The sequence below is a fragment of the Enterobacter cloacae complex sp. IR53041 genome, assembly GCF_049238285.1.
Lineage (GTDB): Bacteria > Pseudomonadota > Gammaproteobacteria > Enterobacterales > Enterobacteriaceae > Enterobacter > Enterobacter roggenkampii.
In genome coordinates, this window is sequence record NZ_JBMKHB010000010.1 from 123,738 (window position 1) to 148,084 (window position 24,347).

A 24,347-nucleotide genomic window follows, 5' to 3' on the forward strand; every position below is an offset into this window, starting at 1 on the left:
CTTAACGATTCAGCAGGGGCGCTTATTGATGCAAATCAAATACGCCTTCGCCTACTCCTTAGGTGGTATATGACTGATTTGTCAGGATTTTTATAAGTGGCGGAAATCGCAGGCTTTTCGTGTTCGTTGAATTTGTGTACAAATCAGGGGCGGTTTTGCAAAAATCGATACGCCTGAATATCAGCTGCGTTTATGAGGGGAAAGGTATGTCTACATCACCGTTATGGCTTGTTCAGAATGTGCGTTTACCGGGTCGGGATGGGCTGTGGCAACTTGCCATCGAGAACGGGCGATTTGGTGACATCACCCCCATGGACGACACCCACGCCGAAAGTTATGAGGTACTGAACGCGCGCGGTGGGCTTGCTCTCCCGCCGTTCATCGAGCCGCATATTCATCTTGATACCACCCAGACGGCGGGTGAGCCGAACTGGAACCAGTCCGGCACGCTGTTCGAAGGCATTGAACGCTGGGCGGAGCGCAAAGCGCTGCTCAGCCACGAGGATGTGAAAGCACGCGCCTGGAAAACGCTGAAGTGGCAAATCGCTAACGGCATTCAGTTTGTCCGCACCCATGTGGATGTCTCTGACCCAACGCTTACCGCCCTGAAGGCGATGCTGGAGGTGAAGCAGGAGGTGGCCCCGTGGGTAACGCTGCAAATCGTCGCGTTTCCGCAGGAAGGTATTCTCTCTTACCCGAACGGCGCGGCGCTGCTGGAAGAGGCGTTAAAACTGGGGGCCGACGTGGTGGGGGCGATCCCACATTTTGAGTTCACCCGTGAGTACGGCGTCCAGTCGCTGCACATCGCTTTTGAGCTGGCGAAGAAGTATGACCGCCCGCTGGATATCCACTGCGATGAAATTGACGACGAACAGTCGCGGTTTGTCGAGACGGTGGCCACGCTGGCGTATGAGGCCGGCATCGGCCCGCGCGTGACGGCCAGCCACACCACCGCCATGCACGCCTACAACGGCGCTTACACCTCGCGGCTTTTCCGTCTGCTGAAGATGTCGGGGATTAACTTCGTTGCGAACCCGCTGGTCAACATCCACCTGCAGGGGCGCTTTGATGACTATCCGAAGCGTCGCGGTATAACCCGGGTGAAAGAGCTGCAGGAGGCAGGTATTAACGTCTGCTTTGGTCATGACGACGTCTTCGACCCGTGGTACCCGCTCGGCACCGGCAATATGCTGCAGGTGCTGCATATGGGGCTACATGTCTGCCAGATGATGGGCTATCCGCAAATCGACAGCGGCCTGAACCTGATTACCCATAACAGCGCCCGCACCTTTGGCCTGAGCGATTACGGTATTGAAACGGGAAATCCGGCAAACCTGATTATCCTGCCTGCGGAGAGCGGGTTTGAAGCGGTGCGCTGTCAGGTGCCGGTGCGTTGGTCGATTCGTCAGGGGCGGATTATTGCCACTACGCAGCTGGCGCAGACCTGGATCCAAATGGATACCGGAGGAGAAGAGGTCAGTTTCGCCAGAAACAGCCCCTCTGCGTAATGCAAAGGGGCGCAGGGTTTAGTGCGATGCCGCTGTCGCGTTGTGCTGGCGGTGGCGGGTCACAAAGCCCAGGATGAAGCACATGATGAACACCACGGCGTACAGACCGTTCGCGGTGTGCAGCGCGGCCAGCGGGCCGCTGTGGGCAACGATCGGGCCCGTCACCACGAAGGTCAGCATGGTGCCGATGGTGCCGCAGGTCAGAACGAAGTTAACCAGCTTCGGCGAGGCCACTTTGGTCTGCAGGGAGCCCAGGGTGATGATCAAGGTATAAATGGCGCTGGAGAAGAAGCCCAGGGTCAGAATGAACCACGGCATATGCTCCGGGGAACCGTTGATGAACAGATACATCAGCACGGTCGCCAGGCCCGCCAGCACGGTCAGAATGCGCTGCAGGTCGAAGAAGCGCAGGATGAAGCTAAACGCCCACATGCCGAACATGTAGGACATCCAGAAATCGCTCACCAGTTTACCCGCATCGTTCAGGCTCATGCCCAGACCTTTGGCATATTCCGGTACCCAGGAGATAAAGCCCAGCTGGCCCAGGATGTAGCACAGGGCGGCGATGGAGAGGAACAGCACGCCGATACCCCATTTCTCTTTCGCCATAGGCTCTGCCGTGGTTTGCGCTTTTTTACCCAGAACCGGGAAGTCGCAGCCGAAGGTCAGAATGAAAATAGCAACGTAGACCAGACCGATGCAGGCGTAGACCCAGTACCACTCAATGCTGCGCGCCAGCAGAACGGCAGCGACCATCGGGAAGATCATTCCGGCCATGCTGAAGAAGGAGTCGGTAAACAGCAGGCGCGCGCCGCGCTGGCGGCCTTCATACATATGGGTAATCAGGAACGTCCCGATCGACATGGTGATCCCGCTGACCAGGCCGAGCACGAACATGGCGGCTGAGAACAGGGCGATGCTGTGGCTGAGCATCAGACCCGCCACGGCGGCGACCATCAGCACGAAGCCGAAGCGAAGCTGGGTTTTCAGCGGCACGATTTCCATCAGCCAGGCATTCAGGAAGATAGAGATCAGGATCCCTGCGTTGAGGAAGGTGAAGGTGTTGCTCATGCTGGAAACGGGCAGCTGGAAGTAGTCTGCGATATTCCCCATCACCATCCCGGTGACGATCACCAACGCGCCGGTCAGGGCGTAGGAGAAGAAGCTGATCCATGTGAGCTTGATGCGATTGCTGTTAGTCATGTCTGGCCTGTTCAAAAAAAGAAAAGCGCCGAAGGGGCGCTGAGAGCGGGCAGATTTTAGTCGCTAAAGTGATCCATTCCTATCTTTTAAGGGTAATGATTATGTCATTGCAAGTTTTAATGTGATCTAAATCACATTAAGTGGCGGTCTAACCAATCGTTTGCGCAGTAATAATTGTTTCAATTTCGTAAAATTAGGTAAAAGGCTGGTCTACGTTCATACTGCTCTTTAGAATCAAGCCATTCGCTTTTTATACTGCGCTTTGTTAAGGAATTCTCATGCTCAAATCAACACTGGCGGCTGTCGCAGCTGTGTTTGCTCTTTCTGCCGTTTCCCCTGCTGCGCTGGCAGCAAAAGGGGACCCTCACGTTCTGCTGACCACCTCCGCCGGGAATATTGAGCTGGAACTGAATAGCCAGAAAGCTCCGGTTTCTGTGAAAAACTTCCTCGACTATGTGAACAGTGGTTTCTATAACAACACCACCTTCCACCGCGTGATCCCGGGCTTCATGATTCAGGGTGGCGGCTTCAACGAGCAGATGCAGCAGAAACAGCCGAACCCGCCAATCAAAAACGAAGCGGACAACGGCCTGCTGAACAAACGCGGCACGATCTCTATGGCGCGTACCGCAGACAAAGATAGCGCGACCAGCCAGTTCTTCCTCAACGTGGCGGATAACGCCTTCCTCGACCACGGCCAGCGCGACTTCGGCTATGCGGTGTTCGGTAAAATCGTGAAAGGGATGGACGTGGCCGATAAGATTTCTCAGGTGCCTACCCATGACGTCGGTCCGTATCAGAATGTGCCGTCCAAACCTGTCGTGATCCTCTCCGCAAAAGTTCTGCCGTAACGTTCTTCGACGCGGGCGAGGCTCGCCCGTGTTGTGACCCCTCCCTGCGAAAGCGCGTTTTGCTGCTTATACTTGTGGCAAACGGACTATTCAGGGAGGCGTTAAGTGAAAAAACTCACCGACAAGCAAAAATCCCGTCTTTGGGAGCAGCAGCGTAGCGTCAACTTTCAGGCCAGTTGTCTCCTTGAGAAAGGTAATGGTCCATCGGATCCCGACATTGAGAGCCTGGCGCTTGGGCCTTCCGCGCCCGGGTTACCCCATCTGTGCCTTATTCACCGCCATCTCTACCGCAGAGAGATGAAGCAGGCAGGTGAGTTCCGGACCGACGATATTTTCAAAGGTGATATTCCCTTCTGCCATTTCGAATACATCGAGAAGATGGGTAATGAACTGATGGCGGCACTGGAAAGCGAAAAGTATCTGGCTGGCCTTGAGAAAGCGGCGTTCATTGAAAAAATTAGCCATTATTATTGTGAAATCAACATGCTGCATCCTTTTGCGAGTGGTAACGGTATTGCTCAGCGCGTTTTCTTTGAGCAGCTGGCGCTCCATGCGGGCTATTCACTGGACTGGCGCGATATCGATCCCGAGGAGTGGGTGTCCGCTAACCGCAGCGGCGCAACGGGGGATTTAACCGCGCTAAACGCGATCTTTGCCAAAGTAGTGAGCGAAGCGCGGGAATCTGAGTAGAATAGGGCGGCATTTTTTTCGGGAGCCGCCATGATTCTGCTGATTGATAACTACGATTCCTTCACCTGGAACCTTTACCAGTATTTTTGCGAACTGGGTGCAGAGGTGGTTGTCCGTCGTAACGACGAGATTGGCCTGGCCGATATCGAGACGCTGGCTCCGCAGAAAATCGTGATTTCACCCGGCCCCTGCACGCCGTCGGAATCAGGTATTTCGCTGGAGGTTATCCAGCACTATGCCGGCAAGCTGCCGATCCTCGGCGTTTGTCTGGGCCATCAGGCGATTGCCCAGGCCTTTGGTGCCACCATCGTGCGCGCCGCCAAAGTCATGCACGGTAAAACCTCGCCGGTCACCCACACGGGCACCGGAGTGTTCACGGGGCTCAATAATCCGTTAACGGTGACGCGCTACCATTCGCTGGTGATTGACCCGTCGACGCTGCCCGACGGCTTTGAGGTGACCGCCTGGAGCGATACGCAGGAGATCATGGGGATTCGACATCGCGAATGGGATCTCGAAGGCGTGCAGTTCCATCCGGAAAGCATCCTCAGCGAGCAGGGGCACGCGCTGCTGGCAAATTTCCTCCATCGCTGAATATCTGTTGCCTTGCTATGATTTTTTATGCATATTTTGTGATTATATTTTCACAATCAATGTGACATAAATGGATGGGCATGACATGGCAACTGAACAACCAGCAATTACCCGCGCGACATTCGATGAAGTGATTCTGCCGATTTATGCACCGGCTGAATTTATCCCGGTGAAGGGGAAAGGCAGCCGCGTCTGGGATCAGCAGGGCAAGGAGTATGTGGATTTCGCGGGCGGTATTGCGGTCACGGCGCTGGGTCATTGCCATCCCGCGCTGGTGGAGGCGCTGAAAACCCAGGGTGAAACCCTGTGGCACACCAGCAACGTGTTCACCAACGAACCGGCGCTGCGCCTGGGCCGTAAGATCATTGATGCCACGTTTGCCGAGCGCGTGCTGTTTATGAACTCCGGCACCGAAGCCAACGAAACCGCCTTTAAGCTGGCGCGCTACTACGCGACCACGCGCCACAGCCCGTACAAAACCAAAATCATCGCCTTCCACAATGCCTTCCACGGGCGCTCCTTCTTTACCGTCTCCGTTGGCGGCCAGCCGAAGTATTCCGACGGGTTTGGTCCGAAACCGGCCGACATCATCCACGTGCCGTTTAACGATCTGCACGCGGTGAAAGCGGTGATGGACGACCACACCTGCGCGGTGGTGGTCGAGCCTATTCAGGGGGAAGGCGGCGTGACCGCGGCAACCCCGGAATTCCTGAAAGGGCTGCGCGCGCTGTGCGACGAGCATCAGGCGCTGCTGGTGTTTGATGAAGTGCAGTGCGGGATGGGGCGTACCGGGGACCTGTTTGCCTATATGCACTACGGCGTGACGCCGGATATTCTGACCAGCGCGAAAGCGCTCGGCGGCGGTTTCCCGGTAAGTGCGGTTCTGACGACACAGGAGATCGCCTCCGCGTTCCACGTCGGTTCTCATGGCTCTACCTACGGCGGTAACCCGCTGGCGAGCGCCGTAGCGGGGGCCGCGTTCGACATCATCAACACGCCAGAGGTGCTAAACGGCGTTAGCGCGAAGCGCGAGCTGTTTGTGAAGCACCTGAAGCAGATTGACGAGCAGTACGACGTGTTCAGCGAGATCCGCGGGATGGGGCTGCTGATTGGCGCCGAGCTGAAGCCGCAGTACAAGGGCCGCGCGCGCGACTTCCTGCACGCCGCCGCTCGCGAAGGGGTGATGGTGCTCAACGCCGGACCGGACGTGATGCGCTTTGCGCCGTCGCTGGTGGTGGAAGACGAAGACATCGAAGACGGCTTAACCCGCTTTGCCGCGGCGGTTGCAAAGATTGTTAAAGGCTAATATTCGGTTCGTTTCAACCTTCGCGTTAACCAAACCCCATGATGCGGACGCTGACGCCATGCCACCGACGAAATGGTGTGCATGGTGTTCAAATGCCCCAGCACGCGCTGCAAGTGTTGCTCCAGGGTGCTCATTGGCCCGTGGGTTAACGTCTCCGGCGCTTCCAGAATATTTAAATCCCCCGACTCGCCCGGTGAGTCATACTCCAGACGCTGCTGGCAGCGCTGCAACGCAATTTCACACGACTGCAGGTAGCGCTGCGCCAGATCCGGCGTCAGCATCGTGTGCTCGCGCGCCAGCGTCGTCATGGCGTTAATGTGCTCAACGATAAACTGACTGTGCGTTACCCACAGCTTCATATCGGCCAGATAATGTGAGTTAAAGCCCGGCTCCTGCATCGCCTGGTTGAGCGAGTTGAACAGGGCGTTGTGCGCCTGGTTGACCTTCATGCGTTGATACGCCAGCGGGGAGGGCTGCGGGTCGTCGCTCAGGATGAGGCGAATGGCCTGCTGGTCGGCCTCCAGCGCGTCGTGGGCGTTCTGCCTGAGCAGCCCGCTCTGCCACTGTGGCCACAGCCAGACCATGCCGCCGAAGGCAATCAGGCAGCCGATCAGGGTATCAATCAGCCTGGCGATAATAAACTGTTCGCCGTTCAGCGTAAGCAGCTGCAGGGTGTATACCGCCGTCACCGTAAAGCCCACCATCGCCCAGCCGTAATTTTTGCGGATAATCAGGTAGCTCACCAGCGTGATCGCCAGCATGCCTGCCAGGGTATAGCCTTCCGGCACGTGGAAGTGCAGCGTTACGCCTGCAATGATCAGCCCGGCCATGGTGCCGCCCGCCCGGTGCAGAATACGCACCCGCGTGGCGCCGTAGCCGTTCTGGGTCACGAACAGCACGGTCATTAAGATCCAGTAGGGCTTCGGCAGATGCAGCGCCATGCCCATCAGGCTGGCGATACTGAGCATCACGCTAATTCGTGCGGCATTGCGCAGGGCGGACGATTTGAGAGACAGATAGCTTTTGAGCGCGGGCAACAGGGGAAGCCGTTTTTGTTTATCCGCCATCAGGTCGCGGGAATAAAGCGGGCGCTGGGTGCGCAGCACGCGGGCGATGCGGCTGAAGTGCCAGGCGGCAAACTGGCCGACCGGGTTATCCGGATGCTGACGGGCGATTTTCTCCAGCGCACCGAGCTGTTTTTCCATGTTAAAGCGCGTGGGATAGCGGTGGTAGAGAATATCGTCAGCCAGCACGCGCAGGCGTGCCGAGACGGTCTGCGCGTTCCAGCGGATCACCGCTTCGGCGTGGCTGCGCTCAACCAGCTTTTGCACCTCCTGCGGGTGGTGCAGGCTAACGGAGATATGCTCCTGCAGATCCAGGCCTACCTGGAAGGTGCGCAGCAGCCGTTTGTATTCGTGGTTCTTGTTGGCGGCGAGCATATGTAGCTGCTGATAGCACTGGCTTATCAGATCCACCACCTTCTGCTGGCGCGTCAGCAGCGGCGGTAAGGCTTTTTCCGGATCGGTATGCTGGGTGAGCAGGGTGTATTTGGCTTCGCAGTATTCCGCCAACTGCACATAGAGCAGGCTCAGGGATTCGCGCAGCGGCTGTTCCCGCCACAGCCAGAACCAGAACCAGTTAAACAGCCCGTACCACAGTGTCCCCAGCGCGTAGATCAGTAGCGGCTCCCACACCGGCATATTCCCGGCGAGGCTCAGCGTGAAGATGGCCGCAATCAGCGAGGCGGGAAGCAGGCGGGCGTGCAGCGAGCTGATTTCCGCCGTGACGCCGAGCGTCATCGCCAGCACCGTCAGGATCAGCGGCAGCGGGATATCCCGGGCCAGTAAAAGCTGTACGGCAAGGCTACAGCCAGCAAACAGGCAGCCGCCCACGATCAGTCGTTTGAAAAAGCGCTTATGCGGTGTGTCCAGGCCAGCAATGTTGCAGCAGGCGGGCACGAGGGAAAAGAGCAGGCCTTGCTGAAGGTGTCCGAGGATCAGGCCGATGGCCACGGGTAGACACAACACCAGCGTTTGTCGCAGTGCGTAGTTAACTTCCGGGTGATAGATCAGCCTGCGCCACATGAGGAGTAGAGACAAAAACGGCGTGACACCTTGCGATGGCACGCCGTTTAAGCGGAATTAACGCGTTCCGTAAACCACGATGGTTTTACCGTGGGCGGAGATCAGGTTTTGATCTTCCAGCATTTTCAGGATACGGCCCACTGTTTCACGGGAGCAACCGACGATCTGACCAATTTCCTGACGGGTAATTTTAATTTGCATGCCGTCCGGGTGGGTCATGGCGTCTGGCTGTTTCGCCAGGTTCAGCAGAGTTTGTGCGATGCGGCCCGTCACGTCCAGGAAGGCGAGGTTGCCCACTTTCTCTGAGGTGACCTGCAGACGGCGCGCCATCTGGGAAGAGAGACGCATCAGAATGTCAGGGTTAACCTGAATCAGCTGACGGAACTTCTTGTAAGAAATTTCAGCCACTTCACATGCTGTCTTTGCACGAACCCAGGCGCTACGTTCCTGGCCCTCTTCAAACAGGCCCAGTTCACCGATGAAATCGCCCTGGTTCAGATAAGAAAGGATCATCTCTTTCCCTTCTTCATCTTTGATCAGCACTGCCACCGAGCCTTTAACGATGTAATACAACGTTTCCGCTTTTTCACCCTGGTGAATCAGCGTGCTCTTTGATGGGTACTTATGAATGTGGCAATGAGACAAGAACCATTCGAGAGTCGGGTCTGTTTGCGGTTTGCCAAGCACCATGCGCTGTTATCCTCTGTTATAAGCTGTCACCAGAGTCATCAGATGCATCCGGACTCTGGGGTTGCAATCGAATTCTTACCCATACCCTGGGAAGTCGGCTACCGTAACGTTTCGCAGCCAGTAAAGTTTGATGTCCTCTGCATACATGTGTAACGTCAATGTATTACTGTAGCATCCTGAGTGTTTTAGCATAGCTTTCGCCGCGTGTCTCCTGGTGTCTCGCTTCAGCATGATGCAGGTCGCCTTCCATTGCGAGAAATGTAACGCACGCGTAATCTGTCACCAAAAATGCAACGTTGGAGTTTAAGAATATGCAAGCGCGCGTGAAGTGGGTTGAAGGTTTAACGTTCCTGGGCGAGTCCGCGTCAGGGCATCAGATTTTGATGGATGGTAACTCCGGCGATAAAGCGCCCAGCCCAATGGAAATGGTGCTGATGGCGGCAGGGGGATGCAGCGCCATTGACGTGGTGTCGATTCTGCAAAAAGGCCGTCATGACGTGACGGATTGTGAGGTCAAACTCACGTCAGAACGCCGCGAAGAGGCGCCACGCCTGTTCACCCACATCAATCTGCACTTTGTGGTCACCGGTAAAGAACTGAAAGACGCGGCGGTTTCACGTGCGGTGGACCTGTCTGCGGAGAAGTACTGCTCTGTCGCGTTAATGCTGGAGAAAGCGGTAAAAATCACCCATTCGTATGAAGTGATCGAGGCTTAATGTTTTGGCGGGTGGCGCTTCGCTGACCCGCCCTACAAAAGCACGACCGTAGGCCCGGTAAGCGCAGCGCCACCGGGCAAAAAACTCACGCGATCTGTTTCCCTTCCATCAATCGCTCCACCAGCGGCGTCATGATGAGCTCCATCGCCAGCCCCATTTTTCCGCCCGGTACGACTAATGTATTCATGTGAGAAATAAACGAGCCCTGCAGCATCGCCAGCAGCCAGGGGTAGTCAATGCCTTCGAGATTGCGGAAATGGATCACCACAAAGCTCTCATCCAGGGATGGGATACTTTTGGCCGCGAACGGGTTGGAGGTGTCCACCGTCGGCACGCGCTGGAAGTTGATATGGGTGCGGGAAAACTGCGGCGTCAGGAAGTTGATGTAGTCTTCCATGGAGCGCACCACCGAATCCATCACTGCTTCGCGCGAGTGGCCGCGCTCGCTCATGTCACGCGTCAGCTTCTGGATCCACTCCAGGTTAACGATAGGCACCACGCCAACCAGCAGATCCACGTGGCGCGCCACGTCGTGCTGCGGCGTGACCACGCCGCCGTGTAATCCTTCGTAGAACAGCACGTCGGTAGGTTCCGGCAGGGGCTGCCAGGGGGTAAAGGTGCCAGGCACCTGATTCCAGGGAACGGCTTCATCATAGGTATGCAGATACTTGCGGGACTGCCCTTTACCGCTCTGGCCGTACTCAATAAAGGTTTGTTCCAGCAGGCCGAAGTCATTGGCTTCCGGACCGAAGTAGCTGATGTGTTTACCCAGATCGCGCGCCTTACGGATGGCCATGTCCATCTCCGGGCGCGTGTAGCGGTGAAAGCTGTCGCCTTCGACCTCCGCCGCACGGAGATTCAGCTGGGCGAAAATCTTGCGAAATGCGAGGCTGGTGGTGGTGGTTCCCGCACCACTCGACCCCGTAACGGCAATAACCGGATGTCTGGCAGACATAGCAACTCCCTGACTGAAAAGGGTGGAAGATCAGCCGTGAAACGCGTTGCGGGGCATGATATTGACCGTCTCATGCAGTTCTGACCACACCAGCACCACGTCGCCGCTTTTCAGCTGGCGCTTTACATCGTTGACCTTTTGCTCAAGCGAGCGTTCCTGTTCACCATAATCGGTGCCTTCGCGTAATACAAAGCTTTCAATCAGATTATCGAGCGTTTCGGGAGCCAGATCCTGCCAGGGAATAATCATGTTGCACCGTCCAGATAAGGGGTTAGCCAGTCAGGAATACGCGCCTCAAGCCACATTTTCGGGCGGCGCAGCGTGCCGCCGATAAACCCGACGTGGCCGCCGTGCTCGGTCAACTGATAGTGAACGTTGTCGGGCAGGAATTCCTGAGCGGGAATCGAGTGATGATCCATAAAAGGGTCATCTTTGGCGTGAATGATCAGCGTTGGCTGCGTGATCTTGCTGAGCAGCGGCATGGCGCTGCATTGACGATAATAGTCAATTGCATCGGCGAAGCCGTGAATTTTCGCGGTGATCAGATCGTCGAATTCGCGTATGCGGCGCACTTTTTTCAGCTGGCGCAGGCTTACCGGGAGAGTATCCGGGTAGGCTTTCAGTTTACGCGCGGCATTGGCCTTCAGCAGGTTGAGCAGGTAGCGCTGATAGACGCGGGAAAAGCCTTTATCCATGTGGTAGCTGCACTGCTCCAGCATGAACGGGGCGGAGACAATGACGGCGGCATCCAGCGGGACGCTTTCCCCTTCTTTAGCTAACAGGCAGGCCAGCATATTTCCGCCCAGCGAGTAGCCTACGGCCGCGGTGGGCACGGTGCCATAGTTGTCCCGCAGCCAGTGTAAAAACCACGTGCCGTCTTCGGTTTCACCCGAGTGATAGATACGCTTCTGCCGGTTCGGCTCGCCGCTGCAGCCGCGAAAATGCATCACCACGCCGAGCCAGCCGCGCGCTTTGGCCGCCTCAATGAGCCCGTGTGCATACGGGCTGTGCAGGCTGCCTTCCAGACCGTGAAAAACCACCAGCCGTGGCTTATGTCGAGCCTGATCCGGCGCTTCGCTCCAGGCGAGATCCAGAAAGTCACCGTCTGGCAGATCTAGCCGCTGCCAGTGTGGGGTGAACTGAACCTTGCGGCGGATCAGTCGCGGCAGCATGGTCTGCAAATGGCGATTGGCGACGCCGCGCATAGGCACGAACTCAGTGCTGTCTTCGGCGGCAATGTCAAAGCCTGATGGAATGATTTGGGTCATAGGCGCGATGCTGATTCTTGTCGGAAATTTACGATACTTTCCGAATTGTACTCCGTTTAGCCTGGATTTCCGAACCAGGCTAAACGGAGCAATGAATTCAGTCAGCCTGCAGCATTGTTTCCAGCTGTTCCTGCGCATCCAGCCACGCCATCTCACACTCTTCAAGGCTGGATTTGGTCTTCGCCTGCGTTTGCAGGCAGTCCGTCAGTTCCGCTTTACGGCTCTGGTCATACAGACCGCTGTCGCCCAGCTTCTCTTCAACGGTAGCAAGGGTGGCGTTGAGCTTTTCCATCTCTTTTTCGAGACGGGCAATCTCTTTACGCAGCGGCTGCGTCTGGGTGCGCAGCTCCGCTTCACGGCGCTTCTGGTCTTTACGTGCCTGCGCGCTGTTGGCGTTGTCTTTCGCTGACTCTTCCGGCTGGCTTTCCTGCTTCTGCACGTCCGTCAGCCACTGCTGGTAGTCTTCCAGATCGCCGTCGAACGGTTCGACTTTGCCGTCGTGCACTAAGTAGAGATCGTCCGTGGTGGAGCGGATCAGGTGACGATCGTGCGAAACGACAACCAGCGCCCCTTCGAATTCAATCAGCGCTTCGGTCAGTGCCTGACGCATGTCGAGATCCAGGTGGTTGGTCGGTTCATCGAGCAGCAGCAGGTTCGGGCGCTGCCAGACGATCAGCGCCAGCACCAGACGGGCCTTTTCGCCGCCGGAGAAGCGCTCGGTGTTTTCGGTGACCTTATCGCCCTGGAAGCCGAAGCCGCCGAGATAGTCGCGCAGCTTCTGCTCCATCTCCTGCGGCGCCAGACGCGCAAGATGCTGAATCGGGGATTCATCCGCGCGTAAATATTCCAGTTGATGCTGGGCGAAGTAACCCAGTTTGATGCCCTTCGCCAGGCCGATTTCACCCTTGACCGGATTAAGCTCACCCGCCAGCAGTTTGATCAGCGTGGATTTACCGGCACCGTTGCGCCCGAGCAGACCAATACGTGAACCCGGCACCAGGTTGAGCTTGATGGAGTCGAGAATAATGCGGTCGGCATAGCCCGCGCTGACCTTTTCCATTTTCAGCAGGGGATTTGGCAGGCTTTCCGGGGCCCGGAAGCTGAAGTGGAACGGGTTGTCGACGTGCGCCGGGGCGATCATCTCCATACGCTCCAGCATCTTGATGCGGCTCTGGGCCTGCTTCGCCTTTGACGCCTTGGCCTTGAAGCGATCCACAAAGCTTTGCAGGTGCGCCACGCGCTGCTGCTGGCTTTCATACATCGACTGCTGCTGGGCAAGGCGCGTCGCGCGCTGGCGCTCGAAGGAGCTGTAGTTGCCCGTGTACTCGAACATCGTTTGCTGTTCGATATGAATGATTTTATCCACCACCGGGTCGAGGAAGTCGCGGTCGTGGGAGATCAGAATCAGAGTGCCCTGATAGCTCTTGAGCCACTTCTCCAGCCAAATAACCGCATCGAGATCGAGGTGGTTAGTCGGTTCATCGAGCAGCAGCAGGTCAGAGCGGCAGATCAGCGCCTGCGCCAGGTTGAGGCGCATACGCCAGCCGCCGGAGAAGTCGCTGACCGGGCGTTCCAGCTGCTCATTGCTGAAGCCCAGGCCGTGCAGCAGGCTGGAGGCGCGGGAGCGAATGGTCCACGCGTCGATGGCGTCCAGCTTGCCGTGAACGGTGGCGATGGCGTGGCCGTCGTTGCGCTCGTTAGCGGCGATAAGTTCCGCCTCGAGCTTGCGGTACTCACGATCGCCGTCGATAACATAGTCGAGTGCCGGTTCGCTCAGCGCGGGCGTCTCCTGGTTTACCCAGGCGAGCTGCCAGTTCCCCGGGAAGGTAAAGTTACCGCCATCCGCGCTAATCTCGTTTTTCAGCAGCGCCAGCAGCGTGGATTTACCACAGCCGTTTTTGCCGACCAGGCCCACTTTCTGGCCTGGGTTGATGGTAGCAGTGGCGTTATCCAGCAGGACGCGCACGCCGCGACGTATTTGTAACGAGGAGAAAACAATCATAGAAGCGCCGTATGTTCCGACTATGTTAATTTGTCATTATGATAATGTAAGGTGTGGGCCGTTTTCCGCACCGGGCCGTCATGGTAGCCCAAAACAGCGACGATACACAAAAACAGAAACAAGACCGGGAGGGGAATGATGTCTCAGACAGCAAAAGTGCTGCTGCTGTATGCCCATCCGGAATCTCAGGACTCGGTGGCAAACCGGGTGCTGCTTAAGCCGGCTACTCAGCTCAGCAACGTGACGGTGCACGATCTCTACGCGCACTATCCTGATTTCTTTATTGATATTCCTTACGAGCAGGAACTGCTGCGTCAGCATGACGTGATTGTGTTCCAGCATCCGCTTTATACCTACAGCTGTCCGGCGCTGCTCAAAGAGTGGCTGGACCGCGTGCTGAGCCGGGGCTTCTCCAGCGGGGTGGGGGGCAACCAGCTGGCGGGAAAGTACTGGCGTAGTGTGATTACGACCGGTGAACCCGAAAGCGCCTACCGCCACGACGGGCTGAACCGCTATCCGATGAGCGACATTCTGCGGCCTTTTGAGCTGACGGCGGCCATGTGCCGTATGCACTGGATGAGCCCGATTATTGTCTACTGGGCCCGTCGTCAGGATCCGAAAGAGTTGGCCAGCCACGCCAGAGCCTACGGCGAATGGCTGGCGTCACCGATTCCGGCAGGAGGGCGTTAATGGAAGGATCGAATTTGCTCCTCGCCGGGGTGCTGTTTTTATTTGCGGCCGTCGTCGCGGTGCCGCTTGCCGCCCGTATCGGCATCGGGGCGGTGCTGGGGTATCTGCTGGCGGGGATCGCGATTGGCCCCTGGGGACTGGGATTCATCAGCGATGTGGATGAAATTCTCCATTTCTCCGAGCTGGGCGTGGTGTTCCTGATGTTCATCATTGGCCTTGAGCTCAACCCTTCTAAATTGTGGCAGCTCCGACGCTCCATCTTTGGCGTAGGTGCCGCTCAGGTGTTGCTCAGCGCCGCGATTCTGGGTGGCCTGTTAATGCTGACGAATTTCTCCTGGCAGGCGGCGGTGATCGGCGGGATAGGCCTTGCGATGTCGTCGACGGCGATGGCCCTGCAGCTGATGCGCGACAAGGGGATGAACCGCAACGAAGCCGGTCAGCTGGGCTTTTCGGTGCTGCTGTTCCAGGATTTGGCGGTGATCCCGGCGCTGGCGCTGGTGCCGCTGCTGGCGGGCTCCGGGGACGATCATTTCGACTGGGCTAAAATCGCCATGAAGGTGCTGGCCTTCGCGGGCATGCTCATCGGCGGGCGTTTCCTGTTACGTCCCGTGTTCCGCTTTATTGCCGCGTCGGGCGTTCGCGAGGTATTTACCGCCGCGACGCTGCTGCTGGTGCTGGGATCGGCGTTATTCATGGACGCGCTGGGGCTGTCGATGGCGCTCGGGACCTTTATCGCCGGGGTGCTGCTGGCGGAAAGTGAATACCGCCACGAGCTGGAAATTGCCATCGATCCCTTCAAAGGGTTGCTGTTGGGGTTGTTCTTTATTTCGGTGGGGATGGCGCTCAACCTTGGCGTGCTCTATACCCATCTCCTGTGGGTTGTGGTGAGCGTCGCTATCCTGGTGGCGGTGAAAACGCTGGTACTGTACGTCATGGCGCGCATTTACGGCCTGCGCAGTTCGGAGCGCATGCAGTTTGCGAGCGTGTTGAGCCAGGGAGGCGAGTTCGCGTTTGTGCTGTTCTCTACCGCCTCCTCCCAGAAGCTGTTTAAAGACGATCAGATGGCGCTTTTGCTGGTAACGGTCACGCTGTCCATGATGACCACGCCGCTGCTGATGAAGCTGGTGGATAGACTGCTTTCGCGCCGCCTGAACCCGACAGACGATGAAGACGAAGCGCCGTGGGTGGAAGACGATAAGCCCCAGGTGATCGTAGTGGGCTTTGGCCGCTTTGGACAGGTAATCGGCCGTTTGCTAATGGCGAACAAAATGCGCATTACGGTGCTGGAGCGGGATATCAGCGCGGTCAACCTGATGCGCAAATATGGCTATAAGGTTTATTACGGCGACGCGACCCAGCTCGAGCTACTGCGCTCGGCGGGGGCAGAGGCGGCAGAGTCCATCATCATTACCTGTAACGACCCGGAAGACACGATGAAGCTGGTAGATCTCTGCCAGCAGCATTTCCCGCATCTGCATATTCTGGCGCGTGCGCGGGGACGTGTTGAAGCTCACGAATTATTGCAGGCGGGTGTGAAACACTTCTCCCGTGAGACGTTCTCCAGTGCGCTGGAGCTGGGGCGCAAGGCGCTGATCTCACTTGGCATGCATCCGCATCAGGCGCAGCGCGCCCAGATGCACTTCCGCCGGCTGGATATGCGGATGCTGCGCGAGCTGATGCCGGTACATACCGATACGGCGCAGATCTCCCGCGTGCGGGAAGCCCGTCGCGAGCTGGAGGAGATCTTCCAGCGCGAGATGCAGCAGGAACGACGCCAGCTCGATGGCTGGGATGAATTTGAATAAAGGGTAACGAAAGATGGCTGTACGTAAACGCTTTATCGCGGGTGCAAAATGCCCGACCTGCCAGGCGCAAGATACCCTGGCGATGTGGCGGGAAAATAATATTGATGTTGTTGAGTGTGTTAAGTGCGGTCACCAGATGCGTGAGGCCGACAAAGAGGCGCGCGAGCACGTTCGCAAAGAAGAGCAAGTTATCGGGATTTTTCATCCGGACTAGCGATATGCCCTGAGTTTTTTTAAGCTAAAGGGTACACAGGTGCAGATTTCCGCTACAATCTGCGCCAGCAATTTTCCCACGCTCAGGAGATATCATGAAAGTAGCAAAAGACCTGGTGGTCAGCCTGGCCTATCAGGTACGTACAGAAGACGGTGTGTTGGTTGATGAGTCTCCGGTGAGTGCGCCGCTTGACTACCTGCATGGTCACGGTTCCCTGATTTCCGGCCTGGAAAACGCGCTGGAAGGTCATGAAGTTGGCGACAAATTTGACGTTGCTGTAGGCGCGAACGACGCTTACGGTCAGTATGACGACAACTTGGTTCAGCGCGTTCCTAAAGACGTGTTCATGGGCGTTGACGAACTGCAGGTTGGCATGCGCTTCCTGGCGGAAACCGACCAGGGCCCGGTTCCAGTTGAAATCACCGAAGTGGAAGATGACCACGTCGTGGTTGACGGCAACCACATGCTGGCTGGCCAGAACCTGAAGTTCAACGTAGAAGTTGTTGCGATCCGCGAGGCGACCGAAGAAGAGCTGGCTCATGGCCACGTTCACGGTGCGCACGGTCACGACCATGACCACGATCACGGCCACGACGGCTGCTGCGGTGGTCACGGCCACGACCATGGTCATGACCACGGCCACGGTAAAGGTGGTTGCGGTAACGGCGGCTGCGGCTGCCACTAATTCCGTCATGCGGAAAATAAAAAAGCGGGATTATCCCGCTTTTTTTACGCCTCAATAATGAGGCGGTGGCGTCTCTTCCGACTGAGAGGCAATGTTCGACGGCTGCGTAGCCTTCAGCTTTTCCGTCAGCAGGCGCATATGATCCCGCAGTTTCGCCATTTCGAGCTCATGTGCGGTCACGGTCTGGTTTAGCTCTTCGATGGTGATGTCCTGAAAAGCCAGGCGGCTTTCCAGCTCAGCCATTCTCGCTTCTATCGTTGTATCCTTCATCATTCACCTCGTTTATTTCAGATTCGCCATAATGGCCCAGCGGCGGCGCAGTTTAACTGAGTTTATCCTTAAGTACAGTTCGCATCCCTCTGGCAAGAAACTTATTTAAACAAAAATAGTCTGAAAAGTGGCGAGAATTGGACGTGTCTGTCTGTAGATTTCTTCTGCAACGTTTTATAGTACGTCACTCATTTACGTTTAACGCTGGGGTGAGAGTCCCCAGGCCCTGGAGATATGGATGAAATCACTGTTTAAAGTAACGCTGCTGGCGACGACGATGGCTGTTGCGCTGAACGCGCCGCTGTCATTCGCTGCTGATACTGCTGCGAAGCCTGCTGCCACTGCAGACAGCAAAGCAGCGTTCAAAAATGACGACCAGAAATCCGCCTACGCACTGGGCGCATCTCTGGGTCGTTACATGGAAAACTCTCTGAAAGAACAAGAGAAACTGGGCATCAAACTGGATAAAGCTCAGCTGATCGCAGGCGTTCAGGACGCATTTGCCGATAAGAGCAAGCTGTCTGACCAGGAAATTGAACAGACTCTGCAGGCGTTCGAAGCGCGTGTGAAGGGCGCCGCGCAGACTAAGATGGACGCGGACGCAAAAGACAACGAAGCGAAAGGCAAAGCCTACCGCGATGCTTTCGCTAAAGAGAAGGGTGTGAAAACCTCTTCGACTGGCCTGGTGTACAAAGTTGAGAAAGAAGGCACCGGCGATGCGCCTAAAGACAGCGACACGGTTGTCGTGAACTACAAAGGTACGCTGATCGACGGTAAAGAGTTCGATAACTCTTACACCCGTGGTGAGCCGCTCTCCTTCCGTCTGGATGGTGTGATCCCTGGCTGGACTGAAGGCCTGAAAAACATCAAGAAAGGCGGCAAGATCAAGATGGTCATCCCACCGGATCTGGCCTATGGCAAAACCGGCGTTCCGGGGATCCCTGCCAACTCTACGCTGGTCTTTGACGTAGAGCTGCTGGACATCAAACCGGCACCGAAAGCGGATGCCAAGGCAGACGCACCGGCTGACGATAAAGCCGCTGCAGCTAAGAAGTAATGCTGAAAAAAAACCGCCGCCTTTAAGGCGGCGGTTTTTTATTGTGGGGCAGATATAATTAACACTGGAAAGCGTTAGGCACGCTGTATTAATTTAGTTGTCCGTGTAGATAATGAGCCTGCCCTGAAAACCTAACGACAGGCTCCTGAAAAGGAGTGTTTTTTTCATGTCCAGGTCGCTTTTAACCAACGAAACCAGTGAACTTGATTTGCTGGATCAACGTCCTTTTGACCAGACCGACTTCGATATTCTGAAATCCTATGAAGCGGTAGTGGACGGGTTAGCGATGCTCATTGGCTCCCACTGCGAAATCGTATTGCACTCCCTGCAAGATCTGAAGTGTTCCGCCATCCGCATTGCGAATGGTGAGCATACTGGCCGTAAAATTGGCTCGCCAATTACCGACCTTGCATTGCGTATGTTGCATGACATGACCGGCGCGGACAGCAGCGTCTCCAAATGCTATTTCACCCGCGCCAAAAGCGGCGTGCTGATGAAATCAGAAACCATCGCGATTCGAAACCGCGAGCATCGTGTAATTGGGCTGCTGTGCATCAACATGAACCTTGATGTGCCTTTCTCGCAGATCATGAGCACCTTTATTCCACCAGAAACGCCGGATGTTGGCTCTTCTGTTAACTTTGCCTCTTCCGTCGAAGATCTCGTCACGCAGACGCTTGAGTTCACCATTGAAGAGGTGAATGCCGACCGCAACGTCTCTAACAACGCCAAGAATCGCCAGATCGTGCTCAATCTCTATGAAAAAGGGATTTTTGATATTAAAGACGCCATCAACCAGGTGGCCGATCGTCTCAACATCTCCAAGCACACGGTCTACCTCTATATTCGCCAGTTCAAAAGCGGTGATTTCCTGGGACAAGATAAGTAATGCGTTATGCGTTAATGGTGACAGGCCCGGCGTACGGGACTCAGCAGGCCAGCAGCGCGCTGCAGTTTGCGCAGGCGCTGCTGGCAGCCGGACATGAGCTGGCGAGCGTCTTCTTCTATCGGGAAGGGGTGTATAACGCGAACCAGTTTACGTCGCCGGCGAGCGATGAGTTTGATGTGGTGCGCGGCTGGCAGGCATTAAACGAAAAGCAGGGCGTAGAACTGCACATCTGCGTGGCGGCGGCACTGCGCCGCGGCGTGACCGATGCAACCGAAGCCGCCCGTCTTGGTTTGTCGGGTTCTAACCTCCAGCCCGGTTTTTCGTTAAGCGGTCTGGGCGCGCTGGCACAGGCGGCGCTCACCTGCGACAGAGTGGTGCAATTCTGATGAAGCGCGTGGCATTTGTTTTTGCGTCTGCGCCGCACGGGAGCGCTTCTGGCCGCGAAGGACTGGATGCGTTACTTGCGACGTCCGCGCTGACCGAAGATATCGGCGTCTTCTTTTTAGGGGACGGTGTGTTTCAGCTTCTGGCGGGTCAGCAGCCACAGGCCATTCTGGCGCGGGATTACATCGCTACGTTTAAAGTGCTGCCGCTGTATGACATTGAAACCCTGTATGTCTGCGCCGACTCGCTGGCCGCTCGCGGTTTGGATGAGAAGACGCCTTTCGTGCTGGATGTGACCGTCGTCTCTTCTGCGGCATTGCGCGAACACCTTTCCCACTACGACACCGTTCTGACCTTCTGAGGCTGCCATGCTCCATACTCTGAGCCATTCACCATGGCAATGTGATATCGACGCGTTACTGAGTATGCTGCGCGACGGTGATGACCTGCTGCTGATTCAGGACGGCGTGCTTGCCGCACTTGAAGGCAGCCGTTTCGTTGAAATGCTCACGAATGCCCCCATAACAGTTTCTGCGCTGAAAGACGATCTGGATGCGCGGGGTCTTTCTGGTCAAATTTCAGCCAAAATTGACGTGGTTGGCTATACTGATTTCGTCAATCTTACTGTGACGCACGCCAGTCAAATGAACTGGTGATTTGAGATCGCTGTATATTTCTTGACACCTTTTCGACGTAGCCCTAAAATTTCGCGTCCTCATATTGTATGAGGTCGTTTTATTACGTGTTTACGAAGCAAAAGCTAAAACCAGGAGCTATTTAATGGCAACAGTTAACCAGCTGGTACGCAAACCACGTGCACGCAAAGTTGCGAAAAGCAACGTGCCTGCGCTGGAAGCCTGCCCGCAGAAACGTGGTGTATGTACTCGTGTATATACCACCACTCCTAAAAAACCAAACTCCGCACTGCGTAAAGTATGCCGTGTGCGTTTGACTAACGGTTTCGAAGTGACTTCCTACATCGGTGGTGAAGGTCACAACCTGCAGGAGCACTCCGTGATCCTGATCCGTGGCGGTCGTGTTAAAGACCTTCCGGGTGTTCGTTACCACACCGTTCGTGGTGCGCTGGACTGCTCAGGTGTTAAAGACCGTAAGCAGGCTCGCTCCAAGTACGGCGTGAAGCGTCCTAAGGCTTAATGGTTCTCCGTTAAGTAAGGCCAAACTGATTTATCTTAATGTCATACTAAACTCTTTGAGTTTTGGACAATCCTGAATTAACAACGGAGTATTCCCATGCCACGTCGTCGCGTCATTGGTCAGCGTAAAATTCTTCCAGATCCGAAATTCGGATCAGAACTGCTGGCAAAATTTGTAAATATCCTGATGGTAGATGGTAAAAAATCTACTGCAGAAGCAATCGTATACAGCGCGCTGGAGACCCTGGCTCAGCGTTCTGGTAAAAATGAACTGGAAGCTTTCGAAGTCGCTCTCGACAACGTTCGCCCAACTGTAGAAGTTAAGTCCCGCCGCGTTGGTGGTTCTACTTATCAGGTTCCAGTTGAAGTTCGTCCGGTTCGTCGTAATGCCCTGGCAATGCGTTGGATCGTTGAAGCTGCTCGTAAACGCGGTGATAAATCCATGGCTCTGCGTCTGGCGAACGAACTTTCTGATGCTGCAGACAACAAAGGTACTGCAGTTAAGAAACGTGAAGACGTTCACCGTATGGCAGAAGCCAACAAGGCGTTCGCACACTACCGTTGGTAATCCCTTCGGAGTCTTAGTCACCAGGCGGGCGCTTCAGAGAAGCCGCCCGCTCTGGGTAACTTAACTGAACGCCTAAAGATATAAACGAGGAATCAAATGGCTCGTACAACACCCATCGCACGCTACCGTAACATCGGTATCAGTGCGCACATCGACGCCGGTAAAACCACTACTACCGAACGTATTCTGTTCTACACCGGTGTAAACCACAAAATCGGTGAAGTTCATGACGGCGCAGCCACCATGGACTGGATGGAACAGGAGCAGGAGCGTGGTATCACTATCACCTCCGCAGCGACTACTGCATTCTGGTCAGGTATGGCTAAGCAGTACGAACCGCATCGCGTAAACATCATCGACACCCCAGGGCACGTTGACTTCACCATCGAAGTAGAACGTTCCATGCGTGTTCTTGACGGCGCGGTAATGGTTTATTGCGCAGTTGGTGGTGTTCAGCCACAGTCTGAAACCGTATGGCGTCAGGCGAACAAATATAAAGTTCCACGCATCGCGTTCGTTAACAAAATGGACCGTATGGGTGCTAACTTCCTGAAAGTTGTTGGTCAGATCAAAACCCGTCTGGGCGCGAACCCTGTTCCGCTGCAGCTGGCAATTGGTGCTGAAGAAGGCTTCACCGGCGTTATCGACCTGGTGAAAATGAAAGCCATCAACTGGAACGATGCAGACCAGGGCGTTACCTTCGAATACGAAGATATCCCAGCTGCAATGCAGGACCTGGCTGACGAATGGCACCAGAACCTGATCGAATCCGCTGCTGAAGCTTCTGAAGAGCTGATGGAGAAATACCTGGGTGGTGAAGAACTGACTGAAGAAGAGATCAAAAAAGCTCTGCGTCAGCGCGTTCTGAACAACGAAATCATCCTGGTAACCTGTGGTTCTGCGTTCAAGAACAAAGGTGTTCAGGCGATGCTGGATGCGGTAGTTGACTACCTGCCATCCCCAGTTGACGTTCCTGCGATCAACGGCATCCTGGACGACGGTAAAGATACCCCGGCTGAGCGTCACGCAAGCGACGAAGAGCCATTCTCTGCACTGGCGTTCAAAATTGCTACCGACCCATTCGTGGGTAACCTGACCTTCTTCCGCGTTTACTCTGGTGTGGTTAACTCCGGTGACACCATCCTGAACTCCGTGAAAGCGGCGCGTGAGCGTTTTGGCCGTATCGTACAGATGCACGCTAACAAACGTGAAGAGATCAAAGAAGTTCGTGCGGGCGACATCGCTGCAGCTATCGGTCTGAAAGACGTGACCACTGGTGACACCCTGTGTGACCCGGATCACCCGATCATTCTGGAGCGTATGGAATTCCCAGAGCCGGTAATCTCCATCGCAGTTGAACCAAAAACCAAAGCTGACCAGGAAAAAATGGGTCTGGCTCTGGGCCGTCTGGCGAAAGAAGACCCATCATTCCGCGTATGGACTGATGAAGAATCTAACCAGACCATCATCGCTGGTATGGGTGAACTGCACCTGGACATCATCGTTGACCGTATGAAGCGTGAATTCAACGTTGAAGCGAACGTGGGTAAACCTCAGGTTGCTTACCGCGAAGCGATTCGCGCGAAAGTTACCGACATTGAAGGTAAACACGCTAAGCAGTCTGGTGGTCGCGGTCAGTACGGTCACGTTGTGATCGACATGTACCCACTGGAGCCGGGCTCTAACCCGAAAGGTTACGAGTTCATCAACGACATCAAAGGTGGTGTAATTCCTGGCGAATACATCCCAGCCGTTGATAAAGGCATCCAGGAACAGCTGAAAGCGGGCCCTCTGGCTGGCTATCCGGTTGTTGACATGGGTGTTCGTCTGCACTTCGGTTCTTACCACGACGTTGACTCCTCTGAACTGGCGTTTAAACTGGCTGCGTCTATTGCCTTTAAAGAAGGCTTTAAGAAAGCAAAACCAGTTCTGCTTGAGCCAATCATGAAGGTTGAAGTAGAAACTCCTGAAGAGAACACCGGTGACGTTATCGGTGACTTGAGCCGTCGTCGCGGTATGCTGCGTGGTCAGGAATCCGAAGTAACTGGCGTTAAGATCCACGCTGAAGTTCCGCTGTCTGAAATGTTCGGATATGCAACTCAGCTGCGTTCTCTGACCAAAGGTCGTGCATCATACACCATGGAATTCCTGAAGTATGATGATGCGCCTAACAACGTTGCTCAGGCCGTTATTGAAGCCCGTGGTAAGTAATCCACAGGATTAAAACCTAAGTCCCGTGCTCTCTCCACAGGGGAGAGCACTATAGTAAGGAATATAGCCGTGTCTAAAGAAAAATTTGAACGTACAAAACCGCACGTCAACGTTGGTACTATCGGCCACGTTGACCATGGTAAAACTACCCTGACTGCTGCAATCACTACCGTTCTGGCTAAAACCTACGGCGGTTCTGCTCGTGCATTCGACCAGATCGATAACGCACCAGAAGAAAAAGCTCGTGGTATCACCATCAACACTTCCCACGTTGAGTATGACACCCCGACTCGCCACTACGCACACGTAGACTGCCCAGGCCACGCCGACTATGTTAAAAACATGATCACCGGTGCTGCGCAGATGGACGGCGCGATCCTGGTTGTTGCTGCGACTGACGGCCCAATGCCTCAGACTCGTGAGCACATCCTGCTGGGTCGTCAGGTAGGCGTTCCTTTCATCATCGTGTTCCTGAACAAATGCGACATGGTTGATGACGAAGAGCTGCTGGAACTGGTAGAGATGGAAGTTCGTGAACTGCTGTCTCAGTACG

General features: G+C 55.5%; 27 protein-coding genes. 19 read left to right on the top strand and 8 right to left on the bottom strand.

Annotated features, from left to right (window positions below):
• The first annotated feature begins 206 nt into the window (after positions 1–206).
• Entirely contained in the window at positions 207–1,508 is a 1,302-nt protein-coding gene (locus tag ACOTXF_RS09825; RefSeq protein ID WP_039267219.1) for a cytosine deaminase, read from the top strand.
• A gap of 18 nt (positions 1,509–1,526) precedes the next feature.
• Here ACOTXF_RS09825 and tsgA read toward each other — a convergent pair whose 3' ends face one another.
• Positions 1,527–2,711, bottom strand: a complete 1,185-nt coding sequence (gene tsgA, locus ACOTXF_RS09830) for an MFS transporter TsgA (RefSeq protein WP_047745250.1) — start codon at positions 2,709–2,711, stop codon at positions 1,527–1,529.
• A gap of 278 nt (positions 2,712–2,989) precedes the next feature.
• Here tsgA and ppiA point away from each other — a divergent pair, with 278 nt between their 5' ends.
• From ppiA to argD, 4 genes are all read left to right on the top strand, one after another.
• A complete protein-coding gene (gene ppiA, locus ACOTXF_RS09835) occupies positions 2,990–3,562 on the top strand; it encodes a peptidylprolyl isomerase A (RefSeq protein WP_014885514.1) in 573 nt (190 codons plus the stop codon).
• A gap of 105 nt (positions 3,563–3,667) precedes the next feature.
• Positions 3,668–4,252, top strand: coding sequence for a putative adenosine monophosphate-protein transferase Fic (locus ACOTXF_RS09840; RefSeq protein ID WP_047745252.1), 585 nt, complete (start codon positions 3,668–3,670; stop codon positions 4,250–4,252).
• 30 nt (positions 4,253–4,282) lie between these two features.
• Positions 4,283–4,846 (top strand): aminodeoxychorismate synthase component 2, encoded by a 564-nt coding sequence (gene pabA, locus ACOTXF_RS09845; protein ID WP_008503021.1) that lies wholly within the window; start codon positions 4,283–4,285, stop codon positions 4,844–4,846.
• Between the two features lie 85 nt (positions 4,847–4,931).
• On the top strand, positions 4,932–6,152 hold the full coding sequence (argD, locus tag ACOTXF_RS09850) for a bifunctional acetylornithine/succinyldiaminopimelate transaminase (protein WP_181519025.1): 1,221 nt from the start codon (positions 4,932–4,934) through the stop codon (positions 6,150–6,152).
• Here argD and ACOTXF_RS09855 read toward each other — a convergent pair.
• Positions 6,149–8,236, bottom strand: a complete 2,088-nt coding sequence (locus tag ACOTXF_RS09855) for a YccS/YhfK family putative transporter (RefSeq protein ID WP_008503019.1) — start codon at positions 8,234–8,236, stop codon at positions 6,149–6,151. The genes argD and ACOTXF_RS09855 overlap by 4 nt on opposite strands.
• A 57-nt stretch (positions 8,237–8,293) precedes the next feature.
• The gene (crp, locus tag ACOTXF_RS09860) at positions 8,294–8,926 is read right to left on the bottom strand and encodes a cAMP-activated global transcriptional regulator CRP (RefSeq protein ID WP_000242758.1); all 633 of its coding nucleotides are present in this window, start codon (positions 8,924–8,926) and stop codon (positions 8,294–8,296) included.
• 311 nt (positions 8,927–9,237) lie between these two features.
• On the opposite strand from crp, the gene ACOTXF_RS09865 reads away from it, so the two are divergent.
• Complete coding sequence (locus ACOTXF_RS09865; protein WP_008503018.1) at positions 9,238–9,642, top strand: OsmC family protein; 405 nt, start codon at positions 9,238–9,240, stop codon at positions 9,640–9,642.
• A gap of 85 nt (positions 9,643–9,727) precedes the next feature.
• Here the strand turns inward: ACOTXF_RS09865 and ACOTXF_RS09870 are convergent, their stop codons facing one another.
• The 4 genes from ACOTXF_RS09870 to ACOTXF_RS09885 all read right to left on the bottom strand — a co-directional run bounded on the left by ACOTXF_RS09870 (position 9,728) and on the right by ACOTXF_RS09885 (position 13,867).
• Positions 9,728–10,597 carry a phosphoribulokinase gene (locus ACOTXF_RS09870; protein ID WP_008503017.1) on the bottom strand — a complete coding sequence of 290 codons (870 nt, stop codon included), beginning with the start codon at positions 10,595–10,597 and terminating at the stop codon, positions 9,728–9,730.
• A gap of 30 nt (positions 10,598–10,627) precedes the next feature.
• On the bottom strand, positions 10,628–10,846 hold the full coding sequence (locus ACOTXF_RS09875) for a YheU family protein (protein WP_008503016.1): 219 nt from the start codon (positions 10,844–10,846) through the stop codon (positions 10,628–10,630).
• Entirely contained in the window at positions 10,843–11,865 is a 1,023-nt protein-coding gene (locus tag ACOTXF_RS09880) for a hydrolase (protein ID WP_045417897.1), read from the bottom strand. The genes ACOTXF_RS09875 and ACOTXF_RS09880 overlap by 4 nt, the downstream gene beginning before the upstream one ends.
• Before the next feature lie 97 nt (positions 11,866–11,962).
• Positions 11,963–13,867 carry an ABC transporter ATP-binding protein gene (locus ACOTXF_RS09885; RefSeq protein WP_047745255.1) on the bottom strand — a complete coding sequence of 635 codons (1,905 nt, stop codon included), beginning with the start codon at positions 13,865–13,867 and terminating at the stop codon, positions 11,963–11,965.
• A gap of 135 nt (positions 13,868–14,002) precedes the next feature.
• Between ACOTXF_RS09885 and kefG the strand changes: the two genes are divergently transcribed.
• The 4 genes from kefG (at position 14,003) to slyD (ending at position 17,261) form a co-directional block, all read left to right on the top strand.
• Entirely contained in the window at positions 14,003–14,557 is a 555-nt protein-coding gene (kefG, locus tag ACOTXF_RS09890; RefSeq protein WP_021242220.1) for a glutathione-regulated potassium-efflux system ancillary protein KefG, read from the top strand.
• Positions 14,557–16,362, top strand: a complete 1,806-nt coding sequence (gene kefB / locus ACOTXF_RS09895) for a glutathione-regulated potassium-efflux system protein KefB (protein ID WP_234115197.1) — start codon at positions 14,557–14,559, stop codon at positions 16,360–16,362. The genes kefG and kefB overlap by 1 nt, the downstream gene beginning before the upstream one ends.
• A 13-nt stretch (positions 16,363–16,375) precedes the next feature.
• Positions 16,376–16,576, top strand: coding sequence for a YheV family putative zinc ribbon protein (locus ACOTXF_RS09900; RefSeq protein ID WP_008503011.1), 201 nt, complete (start codon positions 16,376–16,378; stop codon positions 16,574–16,576).
• A gap of 94 nt (positions 16,577–16,670) precedes the next feature.
• Complete coding sequence (slyD, locus tag ACOTXF_RS09905) at positions 16,671–17,261, top strand: peptidylprolyl isomerase (RefSeq protein ID WP_008503010.1); 591 nt, start codon at positions 16,671–16,673, stop codon at positions 17,259–17,261.
• 51 nt (positions 17,262–17,312) lie between these two features.
• Here the strand turns inward: slyD and ACOTXF_RS09910 are convergent, their stop codons facing one another.
• Positions 17,313–17,531: a protein SlyX gene (locus ACOTXF_RS09910; RefSeq protein ID WP_008503009.1), complete on the bottom strand. Its 219-nt coding sequence runs from the start codon at positions 17,529–17,531 to the stop codon at positions 17,313–17,315.
• Between the two features lie 238 nt (positions 17,532–17,769).
• On the opposite strand from ACOTXF_RS09910, the gene fkpA reads away from it, so the two are divergent.
• The 9 genes from fkpA to ACOTXF_RS09955 form a co-directional block, all read left to right on the top strand.
• Entirely contained in the window at positions 17,770–18,588 is an 819-nt protein-coding gene (gene fkpA, locus ACOTXF_RS09915; protein ID WP_008503008.1) for an FKBP-type peptidyl-prolyl cis-trans isomerase, read from the top strand.
• Between the two features lie 166 nt (positions 18,589–18,754).
• Positions 18,755–19,477, top strand: a complete 723-nt coding sequence (locus ACOTXF_RS09920) for a helix-turn-helix transcriptional regulator (protein ID WP_003861697.1) — start codon at positions 18,755–18,757, stop codon at positions 19,475–19,477.
• Positions 19,477–19,863 (top strand): sulfurtransferase complex subunit TusD, encoded by a 387-nt coding sequence (gene tusD, locus ACOTXF_RS09925; protein WP_021242223.1) that lies wholly within the window; start codon positions 19,477–19,479, stop codon positions 19,861–19,863. The genes ACOTXF_RS09920 and tusD overlap by 1 nt, the downstream gene beginning before the upstream one ends.
• Entirely contained in the window at positions 19,863–20,222 is a 360-nt protein-coding gene (tusC, locus tag ACOTXF_RS09930) for a sulfurtransferase complex subunit TusC (protein WP_008503006.1), read from the top strand. The genes tusD and tusC overlap by 1 nt, the downstream gene beginning before the upstream one ends.
• A 7-nt stretch (positions 20,223–20,229) precedes the next feature.
• A complete protein-coding gene (gene tusB, locus ACOTXF_RS09935) occupies positions 20,230–20,517 on the top strand; it encodes a sulfurtransferase complex subunit TusB (RefSeq protein WP_008503005.1) in 288 nt (95 codons plus the stop codon).
• Positions 20,518–20,641: 124 nt separating this feature from the next.
• Positions 20,642–21,016 (top strand): 30S ribosomal protein S12, encoded by a 375-nt coding sequence (rpsL, locus tag ACOTXF_RS09940; protein ID WP_000246815.1) that lies wholly within the window; start codon positions 20,642–20,644, stop codon positions 21,014–21,016.
• Positions 21,017–21,112: 96 nt separating this feature from the next.
• Complete coding sequence (gene rpsG, locus ACOTXF_RS09945) at positions 21,113–21,583, top strand: 30S ribosomal protein S7 (RefSeq protein ID WP_004106370.1); 471 nt, start codon at positions 21,113–21,115, stop codon at positions 21,581–21,583.
• A 96-nt stretch (positions 21,584–21,679) separates the two neighbouring features.
• Entirely contained in the window at positions 21,680–23,794 is a 2,115-nt protein-coding gene (gene fusA / locus ACOTXF_RS09950) for an elongation factor G (protein ID WP_008503004.1), read from the top strand.
• 69 nt (positions 23,795–23,863) lie between these two features.
• Positions 23,864–24,347: GTP-binding protein (locus ACOTXF_RS09955; protein WP_214585797.1), on the top strand; the 484-nt coding region annotated here is incomplete at its 3' end.

What these genes read in the sequence shown, in the direction of transcription:
- rpsL (WP_000246815.1), top strand. Translation starts at nt 20,642, where the DNA reads ATGGCAACAGTTAACCAGCTGGTACGCAAACCACGTGCACGCAAAGTT.
- crp (WP_000242758.1), bottom strand. Translation starts at nt 8,926, where the DNA reads ATGGTGCTTGGCAAACCGCAAACAGACCCGACTCTCGAATGGTTCTTG.
- ACOTXF_RS09825 (WP_039267219.1), top strand. Translation starts at nt 207, where the DNA reads ATGTCTACATCACCGTTATGGCTTGTTCAGAATGTGCGTTTACCGGGT.
- rpsG (WP_004106370.1), top strand. Translation starts at nt 21,113, where the DNA reads ATGCCACGTCGTCGCGTCATTGGTCAGCGTAAAATTCTTCCAGATCCG.
- ppiA (WP_014885514.1), top strand. Translation starts at nt 2,990, where the DNA reads ATGCTCAAATCAACACTGGCGGCTGTCGCAGCTGTGTTTGCTCTTTCT.
- fkpA (WP_008503008.1), top strand. Translation starts at nt 17,770, where the DNA reads ATGAAATCACTGTTTAAAGTAACGCTGCTGGCGACGACGATGGCTGTT.
- ACOTXF_RS09900 (WP_008503011.1), top strand. Translation starts at nt 16,376, where the DNA reads ATGGCTGTACGTAAACGCTTTATCGCGGGTGCAAAATGCCCGACCTGC.
- fusA (WP_008503004.1), top strand. Translation starts at nt 21,680, where the DNA reads ATGGCTCGTACAACACCCATCGCACGCTACCGTAACATCGGTATCAGT.
- ACOTXF_RS09865 (WP_008503018.1), top strand. Translation starts at nt 9,238, where the DNA reads ATGCAAGCGCGCGTGAAGTGGGTTGAAGGTTTAACGTTCCTGGGCGAG.
- slyD (WP_008503010.1), top strand. Translation starts at nt 16,671, where the DNA reads ATGAAAGTAGCAAAAGACCTGGTGGTCAGCCTGGCCTATCAGGTACGT.
- kefB (WP_234115197.1), top strand. Translation starts at nt 14,557, where the DNA reads ATGGAAGGATCGAATTTGCTCCTCGCCGGGGTGCTGTTTTTATTTGCG.
- tusC (WP_008503006.1), top strand. Translation starts at nt 19,863, where the DNA reads ATGAAGCGCGTGGCATTTGTTTTTGCGTCTGCGCCGCACGGGAGCGCT.
- ACOTXF_RS09880 (WP_045417897.1), bottom strand. Translation starts at nt 11,865, where the DNA reads ATGACCCAAATCATTCCATCAGGCTTTGACATTGCCGCCGAAGACAGC.
- ACOTXF_RS09870 (WP_008503017.1), bottom strand. Translation starts at nt 10,597, where the DNA reads ATGTCTGCCAGACATCCGGTTATTGCCGTTACGGGGTCGAGTGGTGCG.
- tsgA (WP_047745250.1), bottom strand. Translation starts at nt 2,711, where the DNA reads ATGACTAACAGCAATCGCATCAAGCTCACATGGATCAGCTTCTTCTCC.
- ACOTXF_RS09920 (WP_003861697.1), top strand. Translation starts at nt 18,755, where the DNA reads ATGTCCAGGTCGCTTTTAACCAACGAAACCAGTGAACTTGATTTGCTG.
- ACOTXF_RS09910 (WP_008503009.1), bottom strand. Translation starts at nt 17,531, where the DNA reads ATGAAGGATACAACGATAGAAGCGAGAATGGCTGAGCTGGAAAGCCGC.
- ACOTXF_RS09875 (WP_008503016.1), bottom strand. Translation starts at nt 10,846, where the DNA reads ATGATTATTCCCTGGCAGGATCTGGCTCCCGAAACGCTCGATAATCTG.
- argD (WP_181519025.1), top strand. Translation starts at nt 4,932, where the DNA reads ATGGCAACTGAACAACCAGCAATTACCCGCGCGACATTCGATGAAGTG.
- tusD (WP_021242223.1), top strand. Translation starts at nt 19,477, where the DNA reads ATGCGTTATGCGTTAATGGTGACAGGCCCGGCGTACGGGACTCAGCAG.
- kefG (WP_021242220.1), top strand. Translation starts at nt 14,003, where the DNA reads ATGATGTCTCAGACAGCAAAAGTGCTGCTGCTGTATGCCCATCCGGAA.
- tusB (WP_008503005.1), top strand. Translation starts at nt 20,230, where the DNA reads ATGCTCCATACTCTGAGCCATTCACCATGGCAATGTGATATCGACGCG.
- ACOTXF_RS09885 (WP_047745255.1), bottom strand. Translation starts at nt 13,867, where the DNA reads ATGATTGTTTTCTCCTCGTTACAAATACGTCGCGGCGTGCGCGTCCTG.
- pabA (WP_008503021.1), top strand. Translation starts at nt 4,283, where the DNA reads ATGATTCTGCTGATTGATAACTACGATTCCTTCACCTGGAACCTTTAC.
- ACOTXF_RS09855 (WP_008503019.1), bottom strand. Translation starts at nt 8,236, where the DNA reads ATGTGGCGCAGGCTGATCTATCACCCGGAAGTTAACTACGCACTGCGA.